We start from the raw sequence: 22,338 nt of genomic DNA, 5'->3' as shown, positions 1-22,338 counted from the left end.
GATCTGTCGGGGATTCGTGCACGGTGTGACATTGTATTGTTGCCGGAGAAAACCCGGTTCGCCGGGCGGCGTTCAGGAGGCCACGGGTGAGCTCGTCGGTGATCGGCCCGGTGACCGTGGGTGCGAGCCTGCGCGGCACCGTTGAGGACGCGTTAGCAGCCGCGATCATCTCCGGTGAGCTGGCATCGGGCACCCTGGTGACCGCCCCGGCGCTCGCCGCCCGCTTCGGGGTGTCCGCCACCCCGGTCCGCGAGGCGATGCTCAACCTGCAGAAACGCGGCTTCGTCGACGTGGTGCGCAACAAGGGCTTCCGGGTTACCGAGGTCAGCGAGCAGGACCTGTGGGAGATCGTCCGGCTGCGCCAGCAGTTGGAGGCGCCGCCGATGCGGGAGATCGCCCGCACCCTGCAACCGTCGGCCGGAGCTGAGCTGCGGACCCTGGCTCAGGCCATCGTGGACGCGGCGGCTGCCGCCGACCTGCCCGGTTACCTGGCCAGCGACATGGCCTTCCACCTGCGGCTGTTGGAGCTTCACGGGAATCGCCGGCTGGTCGCGATCGTCAAGGACCTGCGCCAGGAGACCCGGATGGTCGGCCTGGCCGACATGGTCGGGACGGCCGAGCTGACCCGCTCGGCGGCCGAGCATCACAGCCTGGTCGATTTGCTTGAGGCGCGTGACGGGCGGGGCGCGGAGGCCCTGCTCAACGCGCACATCGGGCACGTGCTGGGCTGGTGGAACGGGCGCGCCGAGGAATGATCCCCGGGGTCTGGCCGGCTTGAGGGGCGAGCCCCTGGCCCCCGTTGAGCAGCGCAACCGGCCGTTCGTTGGGTGGCAGACCGGACAGCCGGGGGATGCCTGCTGAGCAGCGAGATGCTGGCCGGTAGCCAGAGAACGAAGAAGTTCCTCGGATTTTGTAACTTTCTTGCAGTCAGAGCTTCACCGGCGAGGTGTGACATACTACTCTGACTTCCAGTGACCGAGTCGCATCGCGAATCGGCATCGTCGCGGTCGCCGACGGCAGAGGTGACCCCGCCCCGTTGCGTCCGGGACCGCGACCTACCCCCTGCCACCACGTCGTGGCTGGCCCACCCCAAATTTTCGACGAGCGCAGGACCGCCGGTCGTTGACCGGTCGGGCCCGCGTCATCCTAGAAAGCGGGACCCCTTGAAGAGAACCACACCCCCGGTGGCCCTGGTCGTGTTGATGGCGTCGGCCCTGGCCCTGCAGGCATGTTCCGGCGACGGCGGCTCGTCCAGCACCACGGGCAGCGGCGGCACCGCCGTCAAGGGCGGCACGGTCCAGGTACTGCAGGCCAACGACTTTTCCTACCTGGACCCGGCGCGCGGCTTCGACGGCGGCGTCAACGCGTTCTACCGGCTGGTCTACCGGACGCTGGTGACCAAGGCGGCGAACGACGCCAGCGATCCGAACGCGATGGTCCCGGACCTGGCGGAGAGCCTGGGCCAAGTGTCGCCGGACGGTAAGACGTGGACGTACAAGCTGAAGGGCGGGGTCAAGTTCGACACCGGCGCGCCGATCACCGCCAAGGACGTCAAGTTCGGGATCAGCCGCGGCTGGGACCCGGAGATCGGTATCGGCGCGCCGTACCTCAAGCAGTTGCTCGACGCACCGACGGACTACCGGGGCCCCTACCGCTCCGGTGAGCTGTCCGCGATCGAGACGCCGGACGACGAGACGGTGGTCTTCCACCTCAAGGTGCCGTTCCCCGAGTTTGACGCGGTGCTCTCGATGCCCAGCGCCGTGCCGTTTCCGGTGGGCACCGGCGGCGGTGACACGTTCATCAAGGACATCGTCTCGTCCGGCCCGTACGACCTGGAGAGCTTTACCCCGGGCAGCACGATCGACCTCAAGCGCAACCCGAACTGGGACGCGGCGACCGACCCGGTGCGCAAGGCGTACCCGGACAAGTGGCACTTCGCGATCGGCATCGACGGTGCCACGATCGACGAGCGGCTGATCGCCGGCCAGGGCGCGGACATCAACGCAATGTCCGGCACGGTGCAGACCGCCACCATCGCCCGGCTGCAGGCCCCGCAGCTCAAGGACCGGGTCGTCAAGGCGCCCTCGACCTGCCTCACCTACCTGGGCCTGAACACCACGAAGCAGCCGCTGAATGACGTGAAGGTCCGCCAGGCGATCAACTACGCGGTGGACAAGAGCTCGATCCTCAACGCCACCGGCGGCAACCAGTTCGCCACGGTCGCCACCGCGATCATCCCGAGCACCGTCTCCGGGCACACCGACTACGACCCGTACCCGAGCGCGGACGGTGCCGGCGACGTAGCCAAGGCCAAGCAACTGCTCGCCGAGGCGGGCGTCCCGAATGGCTTCAAGCTGACCCTGGACATCCGCTCGAACCCGGTCATGCAGCGGCAGGCCGAGTCGCTCCAGCAGAGCCTCAAGCGGGTCGGCATCGACGTGTCACTCAACGTCATCGACCGCTCCACCTACTACGAGACCATCGCCACCCCGTCCCAGCAGCACGACGCCGCAATCACCGGCTGGTGCCCAGACTGGGCGTCCAGTGCCTCGACCTTCCTACCGCCGCTGTTCGACGGCCGCCAGATCGCCCCCAAGGGCAACCAGAACCTCGCCCAGATCAACGATGCCGCGGTGAACCAGGAGATCGACCGGATCAAGGGCCTCACCGACCTGGCCGCGGCCAACAAGGCGTGGGGCGAACTGGACCAGAAGATCATGCAGCTGGCGCCGATCGTCCCGCTGAACGTGGAGAACCGGATCTACCTCCCGGGCCAGAACCTGGCCGGCATCGTCGCCCCGCAGGGCGAATACGACTACGGGATCGTCGGTCTCAAGGACCCCTCGAAGGGCTGAGCTGACGTGTCGATCTCGCCCACCGAACTGGAGGCCGCGGCCGCGTCGCACGACGCCCCCGCGGTCAGCACGGACCCGCGGCGCAGCGTGGTCCGAATCCTGCTACACGACCGCGCGGCGGTGGCCTGCCTCGCGTACATCGGTCTCGTGGTCCTGATGGCGGTGTTCGCGCCGCTGATCGTCCGCCTCGGCGGGTGGGACCCGTACGAGTTCGACCAGCGGGCCATCGACCCCGACCTGGGCGGCGTCCCGCTCGGGTCGTGGGGCGGCATCTCCACGGAGCACTGGCTCGGCGTGGAACCCGGCACCGGCCGCGACATCTTCGCCCGGATCGTGTACGGAGCGCGCACCTCGATGCTGATCGCGCTCGGCGCAACGCTGCTCACCACCGTGTTCGGGGTCGTGTTCGGCCTGCTGGCCGGATACTTCGGTGGGCGGGTCGACATGCTCATATCGCGCGTCATGGAGTTCCTCATCGCCTTTCCGGCGCTGATCTTCATGATCGCCGTGCTGTCCGCGCTACCGGCTGACAACCGACAGTTCCTGCTGATCGTGGTGATCTCGGTGTTTGGCTGGCCGTACCTGGCCCGGATCGTGCGGGCACAGACCATGTCACTGAAGGAACGCGAGTTCGCCGAGGCGGCCCGCGCCTCGGGCGCCTCACGCACCCGGCTGGTCTTCACCGAGATCCTGCCCAACCTGCGCTCGACGATCCTGGTGATGGTCACCATGGCGGTGCCCGGCTACATCGGCACCGAGGCGGGCCTCTCCTTCCTCGGCGTCGGGGTGGTGCCACCCGCCCCGTCCTGGGGTCAGATGATCTCCAGCTCGGTCGGCTGGTACTCGGTGGTCCCGACGTACTTCCTCGTGCCGGGCGTGTTCCTGGCCCTGCTGGTGCTGTCGTTCATGGTCCTCGGTGACGATGTCCGGTCGGCAGTGGACTCAGGAGGCCGCTCATGACCCGCTACGTCGTCCACCGTGTGCTCGGCATGCTGCTCGTGCTGTTCCTGGTGTGCCTGTTCACGTACATCGTCTTCTTCGTGCTGTCGCCCGACCCGGCGGTGCAGATCTGCGGCAAGAACTGCACGCCGGAGCGGATCGACCAGATCCGCGCGAACCTCGGGCTGGACGATCCGTTCCTCGCCCAGTTCCTGCACTTCCTGCAGGGTCTCGTGGTCGGCCGGGACTACGGCGGCGGCAGCTCGGTTGTGCACTGCCCGGCGCCCTGCCTCGGCTACTCCTTCCAGACCTCGCAGATCGTCACCGACATGATCGTCCAGCGGCTGCCGGTGACCGCGGTGGTGGCCCTCGGCGCGGCCGTGCTGTGGTTGCTCGCCGGTGTGATCGGCGGCCTGATCAGCGCGGTGCGCGAGGGGAAGTTCGCCGACCGGTTCATCGCCTCGCTGACCCTCGGCGGCATGTCGATCCCGAACTACGTGCTGGCTCTGGCGCTCCAGTACGTCTTCGTGGTCCAGCTGCAATGGCTGCCGTTCCCACAGGCCGTCCCGTTCGTCGACGACCCCGGCCAGTGGTTCCTCAACTTCATACTGCCGTGGACCGTGCTGGCGATCGGGTACGCGTCGTCGTACACCCGGCTCACCCGTGCCAACGTGATCGACACGCTCGGCGAGAACTTCGTGCGCACGGCCAAGGCCAAGGGCCTGCGCCCGAACCTGGTCTGGCGGCGGCACGCGCTGCGCCCGGCGCTGACCCCGGTGATCACCATCGCGGGGATGGACTTCGCCGGCCTGCTCGGCGGCGCGCTGATCACCGAGACGGTCTTCGGGATCAACGGGGTCGGCAAGCTCGCCGCCGACGCGATCACCAGGAATGACCAGCCGGTGATCATGGCGGTCACCCTGCTGGCCGCGTTCTTCGTGGTGGTCGGCAACATGGCGGTCGATCTGCTCTACTCGGCGATCGATCCGCGCGTCCGAGTAGGGGCGGCGGCATGAGCCTGCTCAGCGTGCGGGATCTGACAGTCTCGTTCCGGACCGGCGGTCGCGACGTGCGGGTGGTCGACGGGATTGACTTCGACGTGTCGGCCGGCGGCACGCTCGGCATCGTCGGCGAGTCCGGCTCCGGTAAGTCGATGACCAGCCTCGCCGTAATCGGCCTGCTCCCGCCCGGCGCCGTCCGGACCGGCCGGATCGAGTTCGACGGCGGCGACCTGTGCGCGTTGACCGAGCGGCGGATGCGGGCGATTCGTGGTGACCGGATCGCGATGGTCTTCCAGGACCCGCTGTCCTCGCTCAACCCGTACTACACGGTCGGCATGCAGATCGCCGAGGCTTACCGCTCGCACCGATCCGGCGTCGGTCGACGGGCCGCCCGCCGAGCCGCCATCGAGGCGATGGAGCGGGTGCATATCAAGGACGCGGCTCGCCGCGTCGATGACTACCCGCACCAGTTCTCCGGCGGAATGCGGCAGCGTGTGATGATCGCGATGGCGCTCAGCACGGAACCCGAACTGATCATCGCGGACGAGCCGACCACCGCGCTCGACGTGACGGTGCAGGCGCAGATCCTCGACCTGCTCGCCGAGGTGCGGCGGGAGACCGGGGCCGCGTTGATCCTGATCACCCACGACCTTGCGGTGGTCAGCGAGGTGGCGGACAACGTGCTGGTGATGCGGCAGGGCCAGATGGTCGAAACCGGGTCGACCGAGCAAATCTTCTCCGACCCGCAGCACCCGTACACCCAGGACCTGCTCGACGCGGTGCCGCGGATCGACGACGCGATCGGCGAGCTGCGCACCACCGGAGGTGACAACCGATGAGCGATGAGCCGCTGCTGCGTGCCCGCGACCTGGTCAAGGAGTTCCCCGTCGCGGGCACGGGCGGGCTGTTCCGGCCGGCCCGCAGCTTCACCGTCGTCGACGCGGTCTCGTTCGACCTGCACGCCGGCCAGACCCTCGCGTTGGTCGGCGAGTCTGGCTCGGGTAAGTCCACCACCGCGCGCCTGGCCGCCCGGCTGATCGACGTCACCTCCGGCACGGTTCACCTCGCCGGCCGGGACATCACCCATCTCAAGGGCAAGGACCTCCAGGAGGTGCGACGGTCTGTTCAAATGGTGTTCCAGGACCCGTTCTCCTCCCTGAACCCGCGCCACACGGTCGAGCGGATCGTCACCGCGCCGCTGCGTTACCAGAAGCGGCCGATTCCTGGCGGCACCCGGGCGGTGGCGCGGGCCCTGCTCGACCGAGTCGGCCTCGATCCGGCCTACATTGACCGCTATCCGGCCCAGTTCTCCGGCGGCCAGGCGCAGCGGATCGGGATCGCCCGCGCGCTCGCGGTCGGTCCCCGGGTCCTGGTCTGTGACGAGGCGGTCTCCGCGCTGGACGTCTCGGTCCAAGCGCAGATCATCAACCTCCTGCGTGAGCTACAGCGCGAGGAGGGCTTCGGCTGCCTGTTCATCGCGCACGACCTGGCCGTGGTGCGGCAGATCGCCACCTCGGTCGCGGTGATAACGGCCGGCAAGGTCGTCGAGGCGGGCGAGCGGGATGTGGTCTTCGACCATCCGCAGCACGAGTACACCCGGAAGCTGCTGGCCGCCGTGCCCCGGATCCGGTCCGAGTGGGAGGCCGCGCGGCGGCAGAAGGCGGCAGCCCGATGACAGTCGAGTATCCGATCCCCGGCGCGTGGGTCCGGGAGTTCACCCTGCCGGTGCCGCTGGATTGGGCCGACCCGTCCGCCGGGGAGATCAGAATCTTCGTCCGGGAGTTGACCCACCCCGACCGGCGGCACGACGACCTGCCGCTGCTCACCTACCTTCAGGGCGGCCCTGGCGGGGCCAACCCGCGGCCGACCACGGTCGGCGGGTGGCTGGCCGAGGCGCTGCCGGATTACCGGGTGCTACTGGTCGACCAGCGCGGCACCGGGCGCAGCACGCCGGTCGACGGCACGGTGATCGCCGGCTTCCCGTCCGGCGTGGCCGCCGCCGACCACCTGCTGAAGTTCCGCGCCGACTCGATCGTGCGCGACCTGGAGCACGTGCGCCGCACCGCGTACGCCGGGGAGCGGTGGGCGACGCTCGCACAGAGCTTCGGCGGCTGGCTGACCCTCACCTACCTGTCGGTCGCGCCGGAGGCGCTGACCGCCTGCTACGTCTGCGGCGGCATCCCCGGCACGCCGCCCGACCCGGACGACGTCTACCGGCGCACGTTCACCCGGGTGGCCGGCAAGACCGCCGACTTCTACGCGCGTTACCCGCAGGACATCGCCGCGGTGTCGGCCATCGCCGACCGGCTCGCCGACGGCGAGGTCACGCTGCCAGACGGGTCGCCGCTGTCGGTCCGCCGCTTCCAGACGCTCGGCAACGACCTCGGGTTCGGACCTGGGCACCTGCGACTGCACTGGCTGGTCTCGGAGGCGTTCGGCGCTCACGGTCAGCTGACTGACGGCTTCCTGGAAACGGTCCTCACCCGCACCTCGAACGCCGCCAACCCTCTGTTCTGGGTGCTTCAGGAGGCGATCTACGGGGCCGGGGCGAACGGGCCGTTCCGTTGGTCCGCGCAGCGCGAACGGGACCGGCGGGCGGAGTTCGCCGAAGGCCGCCGGCCGCTGCTGTTCACCTCCGAGATGACGTTCCCGTGGATGTTTCAGGAGATCCGCGCGCTGCGGCCGTTCGCCGCCGCGATGGACGAGCTGGCCGCGATGAAGACCTGGACGCCGCTCTACGACCTCCAGCGGCTGGCTGACAACGAGGTCCCGCTGGCCGCCGCGGTCTACTTCGACGACGTGTTCGTCGACGCCGGCCTGCAACTGGACACCCTCTCGCGGGTCGGTGCCGCGCAGGCCTGGGTGACCAACGAATTCGAGCACGACGGCATCGGCAGCGGGCGGGTGTTCACTCGGCTGCGCGAGATGGTCCGCGACCGAGGAGGAGAACGGCGATGACAGGCACGACCCGCCCGGCGTACGCCGGCACCAAGCCGCCCCGGCTGGCCGACGACAGCCCCGGGTTCCTCGCCCAGATCGGTCACGGTTGGGCCGAACGCGACGTGGTCGCGCCGGTCGACGCCGCCGCGGCCCGGGCCGCCGCCGAGCACCGGGCCCGGCTGAGCGCCGCGCTGCCCGGCCGGACCATCGTGATTGAGGCAGGCTGGGCGCCGCGCCGCAACGGGGACGCCAACTACGCGTTCCGGCCGGACAGCGACTTCGTCTGGGCCACCTCGTGCCAGGTCGAGGGCGGCGTGCTGGTGCTGACCCCGCTACCGGGGGGCCACGACGCCGTCCTCTACCTGCCGTCGCCGGCGCGGCCGGGGGAGCGGGACTTCTACGCCAGCCCGGCGTATGGCGAGCTGTGGGTCGGCCCGTCGGCCGGGCTGGACGCCTGGTCCGCCGCGCTGGACCTGCCGGTCCGGCCGATCTCCCGGTACGCGGCGCCGACCGACCCCGTCGACGCCGGCCGGGTGCTCTCCGACCTGCGGATGATTAAGGACGACTGGGAAATCGCTCAGCTGCGGGCGGCCGTCGATGCCACCGTCCACGGATTCGCCGCCGTCGCCCGCGAGGTGCCGCACGCGATCGCGGAGAACCTCGGCGAGCGCTGGCTCCAGGGCACCTTCGACCGGTACGCCCGGACGTTCGGCAACGGCCCCGGGTACAGCACGATCGTCGGCTCCGGGCCGCACGCACCGATCCTGCACTGGGTGCGCTGCGACGGCCCGATCCTGCCCGGCGAGACCCTGCTGCTGGACATGGGCGTCGAGGCGACCTCGCTGTACACCGCGGACGTCACCCGAACCCTCCCGGTGGGCGGCGCCTTCACACCCACCCAGCGGGCGGTGCACGACCTGGTCGAGGCGGCGCACCGGGCCGGCATGGCCCAGGTGCGGCCGGGCGCGCAGTATTCCGACTTCCACTTCGCCTCGATGGAGGTGCTTGTCCACGGGCTGGCCGACTGGGGTCTGCTGCCGGTGTCGGTGGACGAGGCACTCGCGCCGCAGGGGCAGCAGCACCGACGGTTCGTGGTCTGCGGCGTCGGGCACCACCTCGGTCTCGATGTGCACGACTGCGACGTTTCGGAGTACGAGCAGTATCACGGCGCCCCGCTTGCGGCCGGCATGGTGCTGACCGTGGAGCCAGGGCTGTATTTCCACGCACACGACGAGACCCTGCCACCAGAGCTGCGTGGTATCGGCGTACGCCTCGAGGACGACCTGCTGGTGACTCCGACCGGGCACGAGGTGCTGTCCGAGGCGCTGCCGATCGACGCGTTCGGACTCGAACAATGGACCCTGGAGAAGACCCGGTGACCCTCGCTCAGCCCTTCCCTCTGCGTGACGTCGCCCTGCATGACGGGGTGCAGGCGCGGGCCCAGGAGCAGATGCTGCACCTGGCCCGGGTGTACCCCGTCGATCGTGCGCTGGCCGTTTTGCGAGCCAACGCCGGGCTTGACACCCGGGGCGCCGAGCCGCCCGGCAACTGGGAGGACTTCGGGCACCCGGAGGAGCAGCCGTGGTCCGCGTCGGACTACCCGGGCGCCGGCGTGGCACCGACGGCCAGCCTGCTGCGCGGGCATTACGCGGGGCACTTCCTGTCGATGCTCGCGCTCGCCTACGCCTCGACCGGTGACCCGGCTATCCGCGACAAGTCTGATTCAATGGTCGCCGGACTGGCCGAGGTGCAGGGCGCGCTCGCCGCCACCGGCCGGTTCAGCCACCCCGGCTTCCTCGCCGCGTACGGCGAATGGCAGTTCGCCCGGCTGGAGGAGCTCGCCCCGTACGGCGAGATCTGGGCACCGTGGTACACCTGCCACAAGATCCTGGCCGGGCTGCTCCATGCGTACGAGCACACCGGCAGCAAGCCGGCGCTTGAGGTGGCCGCCCGGATGGGTCACTGGGCGGCCTCCCGGATCCTTCGGGTTGACCGCGCGCAGCGGCAGCGCATGTGGTCGCTGTACATCGCCGGCGAGTTCGGCGGGATGAACGAGAGCTTGGTCATCCTGCACCGGTACACCGGCGAGCCGTCCTTCCTGGAGGCCGCCGCAGCGTTCGAGATGGACGGCCTGCTCGACGCCGCGGTCGCCGGCCGCGACGTGCTCGATGGCATGCACGCCAACCAGCACCTGCCGATGCTCATCGGGCACCTGACGCAGTACGAGGCGACTGGCGACCGGCGCTACCTCGACGCGGTGCTCACGCTCTGGGATCAGATCGTGCCCGGCCGCACATTCGCGCATGGCGGCACCGGCGAGGGCGAGCTGTGGGGCCCGGCCGACACCATCGCTGGATTCGTCGGCCGCCGCAACGCGGAGAGCTGCGCCACCTACAACCTGCTGAGGATCGCCCGCGGGCTGTTCGGCCACACGCTGGACGGCCGGTACGTCGACTACGTCGAGCGGGCGTCGCTGAACCACATCGTCGGCTCCCGCGCCGACGTCGCCTCGGACACCAGCCCCGAAGTCGTCTACATGTATCCGGTCGACCCAGGCGCGGTCCGCGAGTACGACAACGTGGGCACCTGCTGCGGCGGCACGGGGCTGGAGAGCCACGTGAAGCACCAAGAGTCGGTGTGGTTCGCGGCGCCCGGCGAACTGTTCGTCCTGCAATATGTGCCTTCCCGGCTGACCTGGGCGGAGGCCGGCGGCGAGGTCGAGTTGCGGACCCGCTATCCGCGTGAAGGCCGGGTGACGCTGGCGGTCGACGTCGACGGCCCGGTCGCCCTGCACCTGCGCATCCCGCCGTGGGCGCGCGGACGACAGCAGGTCCGGGTGAACGGCGCGGCGCACCCCGCCCCGGTCTCGGCGACCGGCTTCGTGACCGTGCGGCGCGAGTTCCGCCGCGGCGACACCGTCGAGCTGACGCTGCCACTGCCGCTACGGCTGGTGCCCACCCTCGACGATCCGTCTCTGGTCAGCCTGGAACTCGGCCCGACCGTGCTGCTGGCCCGCGACGACGCGACCACCACGCTGTCTGTAGCCCCGGCCGCGCACCGCCTGCTAGACGGCAGCCTGGCCGGTGCCGACAGCGACGGTGACCTGGTCACGGTGCTCGGCCATACCTTCGAGCCGGCCTGGTCTGGCGGCGACCGCCGCCATCACATGTACCTGCGGTTGGACGATCCGGACATCGCGTTCCGGGGGAGCGCGCCCGGCGTTCCCGACCGACATGACCAGCACGGCTGGTCGTTCCTGACCGGCCTGTGGGCGGATGGCGGCTACGCCACGATCGCGGACTTCCTCGCCGCGGCGCACCGGCACGCGCTGCGCGCCGCCCGGGCCGGCCTGCTCAGCCGCGCCGAGGTGGGTGCCGTACTGGTGGCGGCGTCGAGCAGCACGCTGGACGACCCGGCCGTGCCCCGCCGCGGCACGACCGACCCGCGCCTTCCCGCCGGCCGCGACTGGTCGGAGCGCACCGACCTGGTCGTGCCGGACGCCCGGGTGTGGCGCTCCGCTGATCCGGTCGAGGACCTCGTCGTGTGGTCGCTGCCCGCCGACGTGGGCGCGGCCGACGCGGTCCCGGTGATCCGGCTGGACGTGGTCGGCGAGCGGGCCGCCTCGGGTTGGTACACCAGCCCGCCTGCGTTCACGGTCACCGTGGTCTCGCCGGGGCCCGGGGTGTCCGGGGTCGAGGCCGCCGTGGGCGACGGCAACTGGCAGCCGGTGAACGGCGAGCGCCCGCTGCCCGACGGTCGTCACCGGTTGCGGGCGCGGGCTACCGACAGCACCGGCCGCACCTTCCACGCGACGCGCGAGGTGGACGTGGACACCACGCCGCCGGTCGCGACCGCGCGGGTCCGCTCGCTCGGCCGCAGCGTCGAGGTGACCCTGGACGCGACCGACGAGGTGTCCGGAGTGGACCGCATTCAGTGGCGCACCGCGGAGACCTTCTGGGGCGTCTACCAGGAGCCGTTCAGCCGAACACTGCGCCAGGAGCCGCAGGTGTTGGAGTTCACCGCGTCCGATCGGGCCGGCAACACCACCCCAGTCCAGCGGGTGGAACTGCCGCCGCTGGACTGACCGGCACTTCCCGGCCGGCGGCCACCGCCGGCCGGGCCCTCGTGCCGTTGCTGGCGCTGGGCCTGGTGTTCACCGGGCTGGGAGTGGCGAAGGCCGCGCCCGGGGACAATCTGGCATGGACCGCGACCGCGAGTGCGTCCTACACCTCACCCTGGGAGAGCGTCGGGGCGATCCGCGACGGCATCGACCCGACGAGCTCGAACGACACCCAGAACCCGCGCTGGGGCACCTGGCCCAACACTGGCGAGCAGTGGGTGCTGCTCACCTGGTCCCAGCCGCAGACCATTCGGCCGCCGAGGCCTACTTCTTCGACGACGACGGCGGGGTTCGCCTGCCGGCCTCCTGGCGGGTGCAGAGCTGGAACGGCAGCAGCTACGTCGACGTCGCCGAAGCCAGCGGCTACCCGATCGCGGCCAACCGCTACAACCTGGTCACTTTCAACGCGGTCAGCACCACCCGGTTGCGGGTGCTGATGGCCAGCGGCGCTGGCTCGGTCGGCCTGCTGGAGGTCAAAGCGCACGCCCAGCCGCCCGGACCCGGCCCAACCAACCCGCCATCGTCCGGCTGGAACCCGCCGTCCAACCTGGTCACCCCGCTGGACGAGGTCTGGCGGCACCAGGAGCAGACCTACAACAACGGCAACCTGTACGGCTTCCGCAACTACGGCTGGGACCAGCTCTTCGCCAACGGGGGCTACATCAACTACTGCGTCCGCTGGGAATCCTCGGCCACCGTCACCGCCGCCCAACGCGACCAGATCCACGCCGCCCTGGCCCGGCAGTACAACAAGTGGATGGACGTGATGGTCGGGCACAACGGGTTCCCGTACACGGAGGTGCCGGTCCGGGTCGTCGGCTGGGCGGTCCGCGACCGGACCCAGCTCCAGTGGTCGGACAACTCGGTCGACATCTACGTGAACGACATCCGGGAGAACGCCCCGCAGTGCGCGGCACCGTGCGGCAGGTTCTTCAACCAGAACGGCCAGTACCCGAACTGTCCCGGCGGCGCGGCCCGGCACTACGACCAATCGCTCTGGCTCACCGACGGCTTCGGCGCCGGTCACGGCGGCGACTGGGGCCAGCGGTTGCCCCGGGAGTACTTCATGGACAACATCAACGCCACGGACATGTACGCCCTGCTGCACGAGATCGGCCATACCTACGGGTTGGACGACTTCTACGAGTTGACCCCCACCGGACAGTCTCGCTTCATCATGAAGGCCCTCACCTCTAACTCGATCACCGAGTTCGACCGCTGGATGCTCCGGGACTGGTGGCGGCACCTGAAGAGCCGCTACGGCTACTGACCTGGTCGCTCGAACCGTCATTCGGGGCCGCCCGGGCCGGCCGGTCGGGCGCCCCCCCAGCCCCAGGAGGTGACCAACATGCCCAAATCCGCCCTGACCCGCCGGTCCCTGCTGTAGACCGGGGCCGCCGTCGCGGTCGGCACTGCGGTCGCCGGCACCCTGCCGGCCGCGACGGCCCGGACCAACATCGGTATCTCCGCGTACACCCTGCTGGCCGGCCCGTTCCAGGCGATCGCCGACCGAGCCTGGGCGCACCTGAACTCCCTCGACCAGGACCGGCTGCTGCACACATTCCGGCTCAACTACAGCTCTCCTCCTCGGCGACCGCCTGCGGCGGCTGGGAGTCGCTCAGCACGGAACTGTGCGGCACTCCACCGGCACGTGCTGACCGCACCTGGCCCAGGCGCACCCGAACACCGGGCAGGCGCTTTCAAGACCAAGGGCGATTACCTGGTGGCACCGTTGGCGATCGGCAGCATCGGGCCACCGCGGCCGGCTGAACACCGGACACCTGGCGGCGTGCCCGGAGAGCGGCCGCCGTCGGTCGACATCCAGCGGGTGCGCCTGCCGCAACACGACATTACGGCGAGCCGCTGCGGCACCTCGACTACGCAGTGGGTGAGCGCGGCCGTCAGGGCTGCCACCACACCGTGGCCTGCAACAAACCTGCACATCGCAAGCCTTGCATCTCAGGTAAACGCTTTCCTAGCATGAAGTCCATCGATGTCTCGGTTCGCGGCCGCATTAGGGAAACATGCAGAACTGTGTGGCGCCGCGCCTGCGGGGTGGTGTTCCTTCGTATTGATTTCTGAGGAGTTCGACAGTGAAATCCAGATTGAGATCCAAGTTTCTCGCGGGCGGCGTCGCCTTCGCGGCGGTCGCCGCGGCCGTTGTGGCTTTGCCGATGGTCCAGGTGTCCGCCGCCAGTAGCCCCAACCTCAGCCTCGGGGCTGGTGCCGACGGTTCCAGCAAGGCCAGCGGGACCAGCTTCGGCGATGTGGTCGACGGCAACATGGGCACCTACTGGTCGCCTGCCGGCTCGACCGGTCGCATCTCGGTCAAGTGGAGCGCGGCCACCGCCGTGTCCGCGATCAGTATCCGCGAGGCAGCCGGCGCGGTCGGGGTAATTGGATCCTGGCGGGTCGTCAACAACGACACTGGCACCGTCCTGGCCACCGGTAACGGGGCGGGTGCCATCACCTTCGCCCCGGCCAGGCTGAGCAAGATCAACTTCGAGATCACCAGCTCGACCGGCACGCCGAGAGTCGCCGAGTTTGAAACCTACGCCTCGACGACCCCTCCACCAACGACTGCCCCGCCCACGACCCCTCCGCCGACGACTCCGCCGCCGTCGGGCACCACGCTGTACGTGGCGCCGAACGGTAGCGACAGCGCGTCCGGGACGGAGTCGAACCCGACGACGCTCACCTCGGCGATCACGCGTATCTCTGCCGGCGGGACGATCTACCTGCGTGGCGGCACCTACCGCTACTCGCAGACCGTCACGGTCGGCCAGGGCAACAACGGCACGTCGAGCGCGCGCAAGAAGCTGTTCGCCTACCCGGGTGAAACCCCCGTGCTGAACTTCTCGGCACAGAGTGAAGACCCGGCGAACCGTGGACTTGTTCTCGGCGGGTCATATTGGCACGTCTACGGCATCGCCGTGGAGCGCGCCGGGGACAACGGTATCCTCCTTGCCGGCAACAACAACATCATCGAGCGTGTGATCACCCGCCACAACCGCGACTCGGGGCTGCAGCTCTCTCGCCTGGTGGCTGGCGCGCCCCGTGACCAGTGGCCGTCCAACAACCTCGTGCTGAGCACCGTGTCACACGACAATGTCGACTCCGACGGAGAGGACGCAGACGGCTTCGCCCCGAAGCTCACTGTCGGCCCGGGCAACGTCTTCCGGTACACCGTGGCCCACAACAACATCGACGACGGCTACGACCTCTACACCAAGAGTGACACCGGGCCCATCGGCGCGGTGACCATCGAGTCCTCCCTCGCCTACAACAACGGCACCCTGAGCAACGGCGGACAAGCCGGCGCCGGCGATCGCAACGGTTACAAGCTCGGTGGCGAGGACATCGCGGTCAACCACGTCGTCCGAGGCAATATCGCCTACGACAACGGCAAGCACGGGTTCACCTACAACCGCAATCTGGGCACGCTGCAGGTGTCGAACAACGTCAGCATCGGCAACGCCGAGCGCAACTTCACCTTCGACGGCGGCAGCTCGGTGTTCCGTAACAACACCTCGTGCGACGGCGGATCGAACGACAAGATCATCGGCAACTCCGACAGCTCAAACCAGTTCTGGTCCGGCTCCAACGGATCCCGGTGCTCCCAATACTCCGGCGCGCTGGGCTGGTCCTTCGCCTCCGATGGCCGTCTCGTCGTGACCTTCGGCGGCAGGGTGGTAACGCCCTGACCGAACCCACCCCCAATGCCCGCCGATGAGCCCACAGCGGCTGGCCACACCGTCACCGTCTGGGAAGACTTGGAACGATGACGCGCCGGCATCGCCAGCACAGGTGATGCCGGCGCCTCGTGGCGCAGTGCTCGTTACACACTGGAGGCTGGTCAGGAACCGGCCGACCTGCGTGCCGACGGCCAGCGCCAGCGGAACCGGCACCGCCTCCAGCAGCGTCACCTCCACCCCGGATCCACGTGCGGTGGCTGCGATCTCCGCGCCGACGAATCCGGCGCCGACGATTACAGCGGCCGCCCCGGCCGTAGTCTTTCCTTCAGTGCCACCGCGTCCGACAGAGTGCGCAACACATGTACCCCCTCCGGACAGCCCGGCATTCTGCGGGCACGCACCCCCGTCGCCACGACCAGAGCGTCGTACGGAACGCGGATGTCATCGGCCAGGGTCACCACGCGCTGAGCGGTGGCCAGCGTGGCTGCGGGCACACCGAGGCGCAGCTCCAAGCCGAGACCGTCGAGGGCACTGCCCGTACGCAGGGCCAGCCCGTCAGGCTCCCACCGTCGCGGACGCTCACCTCAGCTCTGAAAACCACCGTTGCACTGGCCGATCACCCGGGCAGGCCTGCCTCCTCTCGGTGGCACTGACTCAACGTCGAATGATCACCGAAACATTTTCGAAACTACCTGATGGTCAGTGTGGCGGCGGGTGCATCTGCTGTGGCCAGCCGCGATGCCGCTGAGGTTGATGCCGGGGTTGCAGGTGGTGTCGGGTCGAGAGGCGGCAGCGGTTACGCGCCTGACATCTTGCCGAAAAGGTTTCCGTGCGGCAGGGTGGCGTAAGGCATCGAGATACATCACTCCAGGAGTCTGATGAAAGGCAGGCTCTCTCTGTTCCACGCCACCGTTGGTCGGCCGTCGGGCTGGCTGGCGATCCCGGTCGACGGCCGAGCCCGGGGCGGCCGGGAACGATCGCCGGTCGCAGACGGGCCGGCGATGGTGTGGCGGCATCGAGCGGCGGCGACGGCGGTGTCGTCGGCACGAACTTCTGGTAGAGCCGACAGGGACCGGCAGCTCGCCCGCGCCCCGGAAACCGGGTCACCTCGTGTCGGAGCCCTCGACGGCCGCGTCCGTTCCGACGCCTGGGGCCGCGAACCAACGGCGCCCGGAACGGTTCGCTGCGGATGCCCAGCTCGGAGGCGCCAGCTCTGCTGGCGATCGCCTTCCCCGCGTGGCTGTCCGCGCGGTTGGTCCTGACAGCTTGCCGCCTGGCGGCATCGATCAGGTCACGCTCGCCGAGAAGCGAGCCGACCTGACCATCATAAACAGATTTTTGTTGATCGAGAGGAGTGTGAGATGACCTGGAATCGGCGAATCTCGACGTTGATAGTGACCCTGGCCCTGTTCGCCTCTAACCTGCTGGTGGTCGGTGGTGCGGCGAACGCCGCCCCCGGGGACAATCTGGCCTGGACCGCCAGCGCGTCAGCCTCCTACACCTCGTCCTGGGAGAACGTGGCGGCGGTCAAGGACGGAGTTGACCCACCCCGTTCCAACGACACCGCCAACCCCCGGTGGGGCACCTGGCCGCAGACCGGCGCCCACTGGGTCGAGCTGACCTGGGCCACCGCTCAGACGATCCGCGCGGTGGACGCGTACTTTTTCGACGACCAGGGCGGAGTTCGGCTGCCGTCCGCCTGGCGGGTGCAGGCCTGGGCCGGCGGCGCCTTCGCCGACGTGCCTGGCGCCAGCGGCTACCCGGTGGCTGCCGACCGGTACAACCGGGTGTCCTTCGCCGCCGTCAACACCACCCGCCTGCGGGTCCAACTGACCTCCAGCGGCACCTCCTCGGTAGGCCTGCTGGAGGTCAAGGCACACACCAACCCGCCCACGTCGCCGCCGTCGTCGGGGTGGAACCCGCCGGGCAACCTGGTGACCCCGCTCGGTCAGGTGTGGACGCATCAGGAGCAGACCTACAACAACCTGTACGGGTTCCGGAATTACGGTTGGGATCAGGTCTTCGCTAACGGGGGGTATCTCAACGTCTGTGTGCGGTGGGACTCCAGCGCGTCGGTGAGCGCGGCACAGCGTGATCAGGTGCATGCGACGTTGGCTCGGCAGTACAAGAAGTGGTTCGATCTGATGGTCGGGCATAACGCCTGGCCGTACAGCGAGGTGCCGGTGCGGGTCGTCGGGTGGGCGGTTCGGGACCGGGCGCAGTTGCAGTGGTCGGACACGTCGGTGGATATCTATGTCAACAACATTCGGGAGAACGCGCCGCAGTGCGCCGAGCCGTGCGGGCGGTTCTTCAACCAGAGCGGCCAGTACCCGAACTGTCCGGGTGGTGCGGCCCGGCACTATGACCAGTCGTTGTGGTTGACCGACGGGTTTGGCGGCGGTGCCGGGGGTGACTGGGGTCAACGGATGGGCCGCGAGTACTTCATGAACAACCTCAATGCCGCGAACATGCACATCCTGCTGCACGAGATCGGCCACACCTTCGGCCTCGACGACTTCTACGACTGGACTCCCAGTGGTGTCGGCGGGTTCCTGATGAAGGCCGGCAGCGCCAGCACGATCACCGAGTTCGACACCTGGATGTTCCGTGACTGGTGGCGACACCTGAAGAACCGCTACGGCTACTGACGGAAACGCCACCAGCTCGGCATTCCTGGGGATCAAGGCAACACGGCTAGAAGCACGGATTACCGGCGGTGGGCGGTTGTCGTCCCGCCCGCCGCCGGCCCTGGTCTTCCGCGCCGCTCGTCGGCGGTGAGCGGCGCGGCATGCGCCGCCCCGGGTCCGGCCTGCGCCGGATCCGGGGCGGTGGGCATCTTGCCGAAACCCTTTTCGGCGGCCATTCTCGAGGGCTAGACCGTGGATTGGCTGAGGCCGAGGAGAGTGGGTTGTGGTCAAGATGAACGGTCCCGAGGCGGTGGGCGGCCCGTGGCCGGACGCTTCCACCCGACCGGCCGCGTGGCCCGGACGACCCATCATGCGTGACGTCGCCGAGTTGGCGGGGGTGTCCACCCAGACGGTATCCCGGGTCATCAACCGGCACCCACACGTCACGGCCGCAACCCGGCAGCGGGTAGTGGATGCGATGCGAAAGTTGGACTACCGCCGGAATCCCGCTGCTCGCGCGCTGGTCACGCGGCGCTCCGGCATGTTGGGGATCATCGGCTACGAAAGCCCGCTGTTCGGGCCGACCTCGATGTTGTATGCGATCGAGGGCGCGGCCCGGGCGGCAGGCTACTTCGTGAGCGTCGCCAGCGTTCGCCACCTGGACCGCGGGTCAGTGCTCGACGCGATCGACTGGCTGTGCCAGCAGTCGGTCGAGGGGATCATCGCCATCGCGCCCAAGTCGGCGATGGCTGGCGCGCTGGCTGAGGCGTCGCCCGCAATCGCCTGCGTGACCGTGGGTGGAGGCAGTATCGACGCGGTGCCGAGTGCGCGGATTGACAACGTCGCGGGCGCGCGACTGGCCACCCGGCACTTGCTCGACCTGGGGCACCGCACCGTCCACCACGTGGCCGGTCCGAACGACTGGCCGGAGGCGGGCGAGCGGCTCCGTGGCTGGCGCGAGGCGTTGCAGGAGGCGGATCGGCCGGTCCCTGCGGTAGTGCCCGGAGACTGGAGTGCCAGGGCGGGGTATGAGCAGGGCGAGTGGCTGGCGGTCGATCCGTCCGTGACGGCCATCTTCTGCGCTAGTGACCAGCTGGCTCTCGGTGTGCTGCGGGCCCTGCACGAGGCTGGTCGGCGGGTACCCGAGGACGTCAGCGTGGTGGGGTTCGACGGCGCGCCCGACGGCGCGCATTATTTGCCGCCGCTGACTACGGTGTGCCAGGACTTCTCCGAGCTGGGCCGGCTCAGCCTGGGGCTCCTACTGTCCGAACTGGACCGGGCCGAGGGCGCCCCGACGCAGACACGACAGCTGCTCGTGCCTGAGCTGGTGATCAGGCATAGCACCGCAGTGCCCTCCCGCCCCCTGGGGCCGCCGGACGCCTCGCCATTCACCGCGGCGCCGTCGCCCTGCTAAGGCGCGGACTACCGGGGAAGTGCGGGTCCGGTGGATTCACGTACGACGAGACGGCCGTGCTGGCGGATGACCCCGGAGTTGGCATTGCCGTCGAGAGCCGCGAGGAGATGGTTGACCGCGGTGGCGCCGAGTTGTTCGAGGTTGAGGTCGACAGTGGTGAGAGGCGGGCGGCACTCCGCGGCGAAGTCCTCCCAGTTGTCGTAGCCAACAATCGCCACGTCCTCGGGGATCCGTCGACCCAGGTCGCGGAGGGCGTCGGCGACCCCGGCGGCGACCTGGTCATTGCCGCAGAAGATCGCGTCGACGTCGGGGCAGGCGGCCACCAGCAGACGTGCCGCGTGCCGGCCCCACCGCTGCGACCACTCGCCGAAAAGGGGATCGTTGGCGAGCGAGAGGCCAGCATCGTCAAGGACCGCCCGAAGCCCGGCTGCCCGATCGCGGGCGGCGCGGTAGCTGTCCGGTCCGGTGATGTGCCCGATTCTGCGTCGACCATGCAGGACCAGGTACTCGGCTGCGAGCCGGGCGCCGCCCTCGTCGTCCGCGATGATCGACAGATCTCGTGGGTCGACTGACTCGGCATAGGCATAGACCACCGGGACGGGGATGTCCTGGGTCAGTGACGGGCTGACGTCGTTGCTGTCTCCGACGACGATGAACCCGTCGACCTGACGTGCCAACAGGGTACGGATGTAGTGCTGGCGGCGGATGGCGTCACCGCGGGCGTCGCAGAGCAGGACTGACATCTGTCCGTTGCCGAGGGCATTCTCGGCACCGAGCAGGATAGGGATCGAGAACCGCCCGCCGAGTTCGTCGGTGAGCAGCCCGACCGTGCGGGTGCGGCCGGAGATCAGCCCAGATGCCAGCACGTTGGGTTGGAAGCGCAGATCGGCGGCGGCACGTATCACCCGTTCCCGGGTGTCCGCAGCGACCTCGGCGCGGCCGTTCAGCGCCTTCGATGCGGTGGCGACGGAGACGCCGGCGCGATTCGCCACATCGCTCAGCGTCACCGACTGTGATCGTCGTCGCCCCACCGAAATCCTTTCGCAAGGTTTCAGGGCCACCCGCCGAGGGTGGCTCCCGCTCATTTTCTGAGTAAGCGTAGAGCGCAGAGCGGTTCCGGGGAAGCGGCGAGCGGTGCCGAAAGGTGTTTCGGATTTACCCGCATGACATCTTGCCGAAACCGATTTCGTGCGCCACGCTAGCGGCGAAAAAGTGACACGCACGACTCGGGCGCAGCGGTGACGACGTGGCGGGCGAGCGGTGCCGGCGGGAGGCGAGGGCGCGACGGGGACATCCGGGGCACCCCGCACCGGATCGCCGGCTTACGGAGGCCATGCAACGGCTTCCTCGGAACGACGGACCCAAGGGAGATAGATCATGAGGAGAGCCCTGGGCAGGCGAACTGCCCTACGTTCGCTGGCCGGAGCCCTAGTGGCGACGCTGACTCTCGGTGTGGCAGCCTGCACCGGCGATGACTCGACCGGCCCGAGCGCCGCCGAGGCTGGGCCCAACGGCGTCGACGACGGCGCCGAACTCACCATGTGGACCCGCGCGCCATTGGAAAAGCAGGCGAAACTCCTGGTGGAGGCGTACAACGCCAGCCACAAGAACAAGGTCAAGCTGACCGTCGTTCCCAACGATGACTACGTCGCGAAGGTCGGTGCGGCGTCCGGCTCGGGTGCCCTTCCGGACCTCTTCGCCGCCGACATCGTCTACGTGAAAAATTGGGTGAACCAGGGGCTGTTCCAGGACATCAGCGCGAACATCAACGGCCTCAGCTTCAAGGACTCGATCAACAAGGGCCACCTGTCGGCCGGCAAGCTTGACGGCAAGGAGCACGTCCTGCCCTTCGTGCTGGACCTGTCGATGCTGTTCTGGAACAAGCAACTGTTCAAGGACGCCGGGCTGGACCCGGAGAAGGCCCCGGCGACACTGGACGATTACGCCGCTGCGGCCAAGGCGGTCCAGGCGACGAAGAAGAACGGCGTCTACGGCACGGCAGCCGGCCTGAACTGCGGCGGGTGTCTGGTCTTCACCTGGTTCCCGTCGGTCTGGGCCAGTGGAGGTGAGGTGTTGAGCGCGGAGGGAACCGAATCCAAACTCGCCGACGAGACCGCCCAGAAGGTCTACCGCACCTGGCACGACCTGTGGAAGTCCGGCGCGGTGCTACCCGCCTCGGCGGGGGAGACGGGCCCGACCTGGACCGCCGCGTTCACCGAGGGCAAAGTCGGTCTGATGTTCTACCCGGCGACGCTGCTCTCGTCGACGCCGTTCGATGTCGGTGTCGCCGCCATCCCCGGCCCCAACGGTGGCGGCTCTACCTTCGTCGGTGGGGACGGCATCGGCGTCTCGAAGGACTCGAAGAAGGCGCCACAGGCATGGAACTTCCTGAGCTGGATGATGTCCGAGGACGCCCAGGTCGAGGTGCTGGCGAAGAACAAGGACGTGGTGGCGCGGGCCGACCTCGCCAACAACAAGTACGCCGTGGCGGACCCACGGCTGGTCACCATCAACGAGGCGGCCGGCAAGGGTGACACGCCCGTCGCGCTGAACTTCCAGCAGGCGTTCAACGCGCCGAGCAGCCCGTGGCTGACCCTCGTCCGCAACCAGGTGCTCAACGGTAGCGGCGACATCCAGAAGGACAACGCCGAGATCACCGCCGTGCTCAAGCAGTAGCCGATCCCCACAGGCGGGTGCCGACCGTGCCGTCGGCCGGCGCCCGCCTGCGGTAGGACCCGCCCGTTGGC

General features: G+C 69.0%; 16 protein-coding genes and 1 pseudogene. 14 read left to right on the top strand and 3 right to left on the bottom strand.

The window, feature by feature from the left end; genetic code table 11:
- Nucleotides 1–86 precede the first annotated feature (86 nt).
- The 11 genes from ACIBF8_RS11295 to ACIBF8_RS11245 all read left to right on the top strand — a co-directional run bounded on the left by ACIBF8_RS11295 (nt 87) and on the right by ACIBF8_RS11245 (nt 15,559).
- Entirely contained in the window at nt 87–755 is a 669-nt protein-coding gene (locus ACIBF8_RS11295) for a GntR family transcriptional regulator (RefSeq protein ID WP_396782429.1), read from the top strand.
- A gap of 408 nt (nt 756–1,163) precedes the next feature.
- A complete protein-coding gene (locus ACIBF8_RS11290; protein ID WP_396782427.1) occupies nt 1,164–2,855 on the top strand; it encodes an ABC transporter substrate-binding protein in 1,692 nt (563 codons plus the stop codon).
- Nucleotides 2,856–2,861: 6 nt separating this feature from the next.
- Nucleotides 2,862–3,815: an ABC transporter permease gene (locus tag ACIBF8_RS11285; RefSeq protein WP_396782426.1), complete on the top strand. Its 954-nt coding sequence runs from the start codon at nt 2,862–2,864 to the stop codon at nt 3,813–3,815.
- Nucleotides 3,812–4,810 (top strand): ABC transporter permease, encoded by a 999-nt coding sequence (locus ACIBF8_RS11280; RefSeq protein WP_396782424.1) that lies wholly within the window; start codon nt 3,812–3,814, stop codon nt 4,808–4,810. Before ACIBF8_RS11285 ends, ACIBF8_RS11280 begins: the two co-directional genes overlap by 4 nt.
- An 11-nt stretch (nt 4,811–4,821) precedes the next feature.
- Nucleotides 4,822–5,634, top strand: a complete 813-nt coding sequence (locus ACIBF8_RS11275; RefSeq protein ID WP_396782422.1) for an ABC transporter ATP-binding protein — start codon at nt 4,822–4,824, stop codon at nt 5,632–5,634.
- Nucleotides 5,631–6,470, top strand: coding sequence for an ATP-binding cassette domain-containing protein (locus tag ACIBF8_RS11270; RefSeq protein WP_396782421.1), 840 nt, complete (start codon nt 5,631–5,633; stop codon nt 6,468–6,470). The genes ACIBF8_RS11275 and ACIBF8_RS11270 overlap by 4 nt, the downstream gene beginning before the upstream one ends.
- Entirely contained in the window at nt 6,467–7,753 is a 1,287-nt protein-coding gene (locus tag ACIBF8_RS11265) for an alpha/beta fold hydrolase (protein WP_396782420.1), read from the top strand. Before ACIBF8_RS11270 ends, ACIBF8_RS11265 begins: the two co-directional genes overlap by 4 nt.
- Nucleotides 7,750–9,114, top strand: coding sequence for an aminopeptidase P family protein (locus ACIBF8_RS11260; RefSeq protein ID WP_396782418.1), 1,365 nt, complete (start codon nt 7,750–7,752; stop codon nt 9,112–9,114). The genes ACIBF8_RS11265 and ACIBF8_RS11260 overlap by 4 nt, the downstream gene beginning before the upstream one ends.
- Nucleotides 9,111–11,819: a beta-L-arabinofuranosidase domain-containing protein gene (locus ACIBF8_RS11255; RefSeq protein WP_396782416.1), complete on the top strand. Its 2,709-nt coding sequence runs from the start codon at nt 9,111–9,113 to the stop codon at nt 11,817–11,819. Before ACIBF8_RS11260 ends, ACIBF8_RS11255 begins: the two co-directional genes overlap by 4 nt.
- 250 nt (nt 11,820–12,069) lie before the next feature.
- Nucleotides 12,070–13,125, top strand: coding sequence for a hypothetical protein (locus tag ACIBF8_RS11250; RefSeq protein ID WP_396782414.1), 1,056 nt, complete (start codon nt 12,070–12,072; stop codon nt 13,123–13,125).
- 823 nt (nt 13,126–13,948) lie between these two features.
- Complete coding sequence (locus tag ACIBF8_RS11245) at nt 13,949–15,559, top strand: cellulose-binding protein (protein WP_396782412.1); 1,611 nt, start codon at nt 13,949–13,951, stop codon at nt 15,557–15,559.
- A gap of 165 nt (nt 15,560–15,724) precedes the next feature.
- On the opposite strand, the pseudogene ACIBF8_RS11240 reads toward ACIBF8_RS11245, so the two are convergent.
- Together ACIBF8_RS11240 and ACIBF8_RS11235 are read right to left on the bottom strand one after the other, a co-directional pair.
- Nucleotides 15,725–15,844 (bottom strand): annotated as a pseudogene (locus tag ACIBF8_RS11240) (NAD-binding protein); the annotation flags it as partial.
- Nucleotides 15,844–16,062 carry an FAD-dependent oxidoreductase gene (locus ACIBF8_RS11235; protein ID WP_396782411.1) on the bottom strand — a complete coding sequence of 73 codons (219 nt, stop codon included), beginning with the start codon at nt 16,060–16,062 and terminating at the stop codon, nt 15,844–15,846. The gene ACIBF8_RS11235 and the pseudogene ACIBF8_RS11240, both read right to left, overlap by 1 nt.
- Before the next feature lie 849 nt (nt 16,063–16,911).
- On the opposite strand from ACIBF8_RS11235, the gene ACIBF8_RS11230 reads away from it, so the two are divergent.
- Nucleotides 16,912–18,198, top strand: a complete 1,287-nt coding sequence (locus ACIBF8_RS11230; RefSeq protein ID WP_396782410.1) for a cellulose-binding protein — start codon at nt 16,912–16,914, stop codon at nt 18,196–18,198.
- 349 nt (nt 18,199–18,547) lie between these two features.
- Nucleotides 18,548–19,591 carry a LacI family DNA-binding transcriptional regulator gene (locus tag ACIBF8_RS11225; protein WP_396782409.1) on the top strand — a complete coding sequence of 348 codons (1,044 nt, stop codon included), beginning with the start codon at nt 18,548–18,550 and terminating at the stop codon, nt 19,589–19,591.
- Between the two features lie 8 nt (nt 19,592–19,599).
- On the opposite strand, the gene ACIBF8_RS11220 is transcribed toward ACIBF8_RS11225, so the two are convergent.
- A complete protein-coding gene (locus tag ACIBF8_RS11220; protein ID WP_396782490.1) occupies nt 19,600–20,622 on the bottom strand; it encodes a LacI family DNA-binding transcriptional regulator in 1,023 nt (340 codons plus the stop codon).
- Nucleotides 20,623–21,022: 400 nt separating this feature from the next.
- Here ACIBF8_RS11220 and ACIBF8_RS11215 point away from each other — a divergent pair, with 400 nt between their 5' ends.
- The gene (locus ACIBF8_RS11215) at nt 21,023–22,267 is read left to right on the top strand and encodes an ABC transporter substrate-binding protein (protein ID WP_396782407.1); all 1,245 of its coding nucleotides are present in this window, start codon (nt 21,023–21,025) and stop codon (nt 22,265–22,267) included.
- The last annotated feature ends 71 nt before the right edge of the window (nt 22,268–22,338 follow it).

This window comes from Micromonospora sp. NPDC050276 (assembly GCF_044459545.1).
GTDB lineage: Bacteria > Actinomycetota > Actinomycetes > Mycobacteriales > Micromonosporaceae > Micromonospora.
The sequence above is the reverse complement of the archived record's forward strand: the minus strand, read 5'-3'. Positions and strand labels throughout refer to the sequence as shown.

Bases quoted from the DNA above. Each gene is read 5' to 3' on its own strand.
- ACIBF8_RS11280 (WP_396782424.1), top strand. From the start codon at position 3,812: ATGACCCGCTACGTCGTCCACCGTGTGCTCGGCATGCTGCTCGTGCTG.
- ACIBF8_RS11270 (WP_396782421.1), top strand. From the start codon at position 5,631: ATGAGCGATGAGCCGCTGCTGCGTGCCCGCGACCTGGTCAAGGAGTTC.
- ACIBF8_RS11265 (WP_396782420.1), top strand. From the start codon at position 6,467: ATGACAGTCGAGTATCCGATCCCCGGCGCGTGGGTCCGGGAGTTCACC.
- ACIBF8_RS11260 (WP_396782418.1), top strand. From the start codon at position 7,750: ATGACAGGCACGACCCGCCCGGCGTACGCCGGCACCAAGCCGCCCCGG.
- ACIBF8_RS11230 (WP_396782410.1), top strand. From the start codon at position 16,912: ATGACCTGGAATCGGCGAATCTCGACGTTGATAGTGACCCTGGCCCTG.
- ACIBF8_RS11225 (WP_396782409.1), top strand. From the start codon at position 18,548: ATGCGTGACGTCGCCGAGTTGGCGGGGGTGTCCACCCAGACGGTATCC.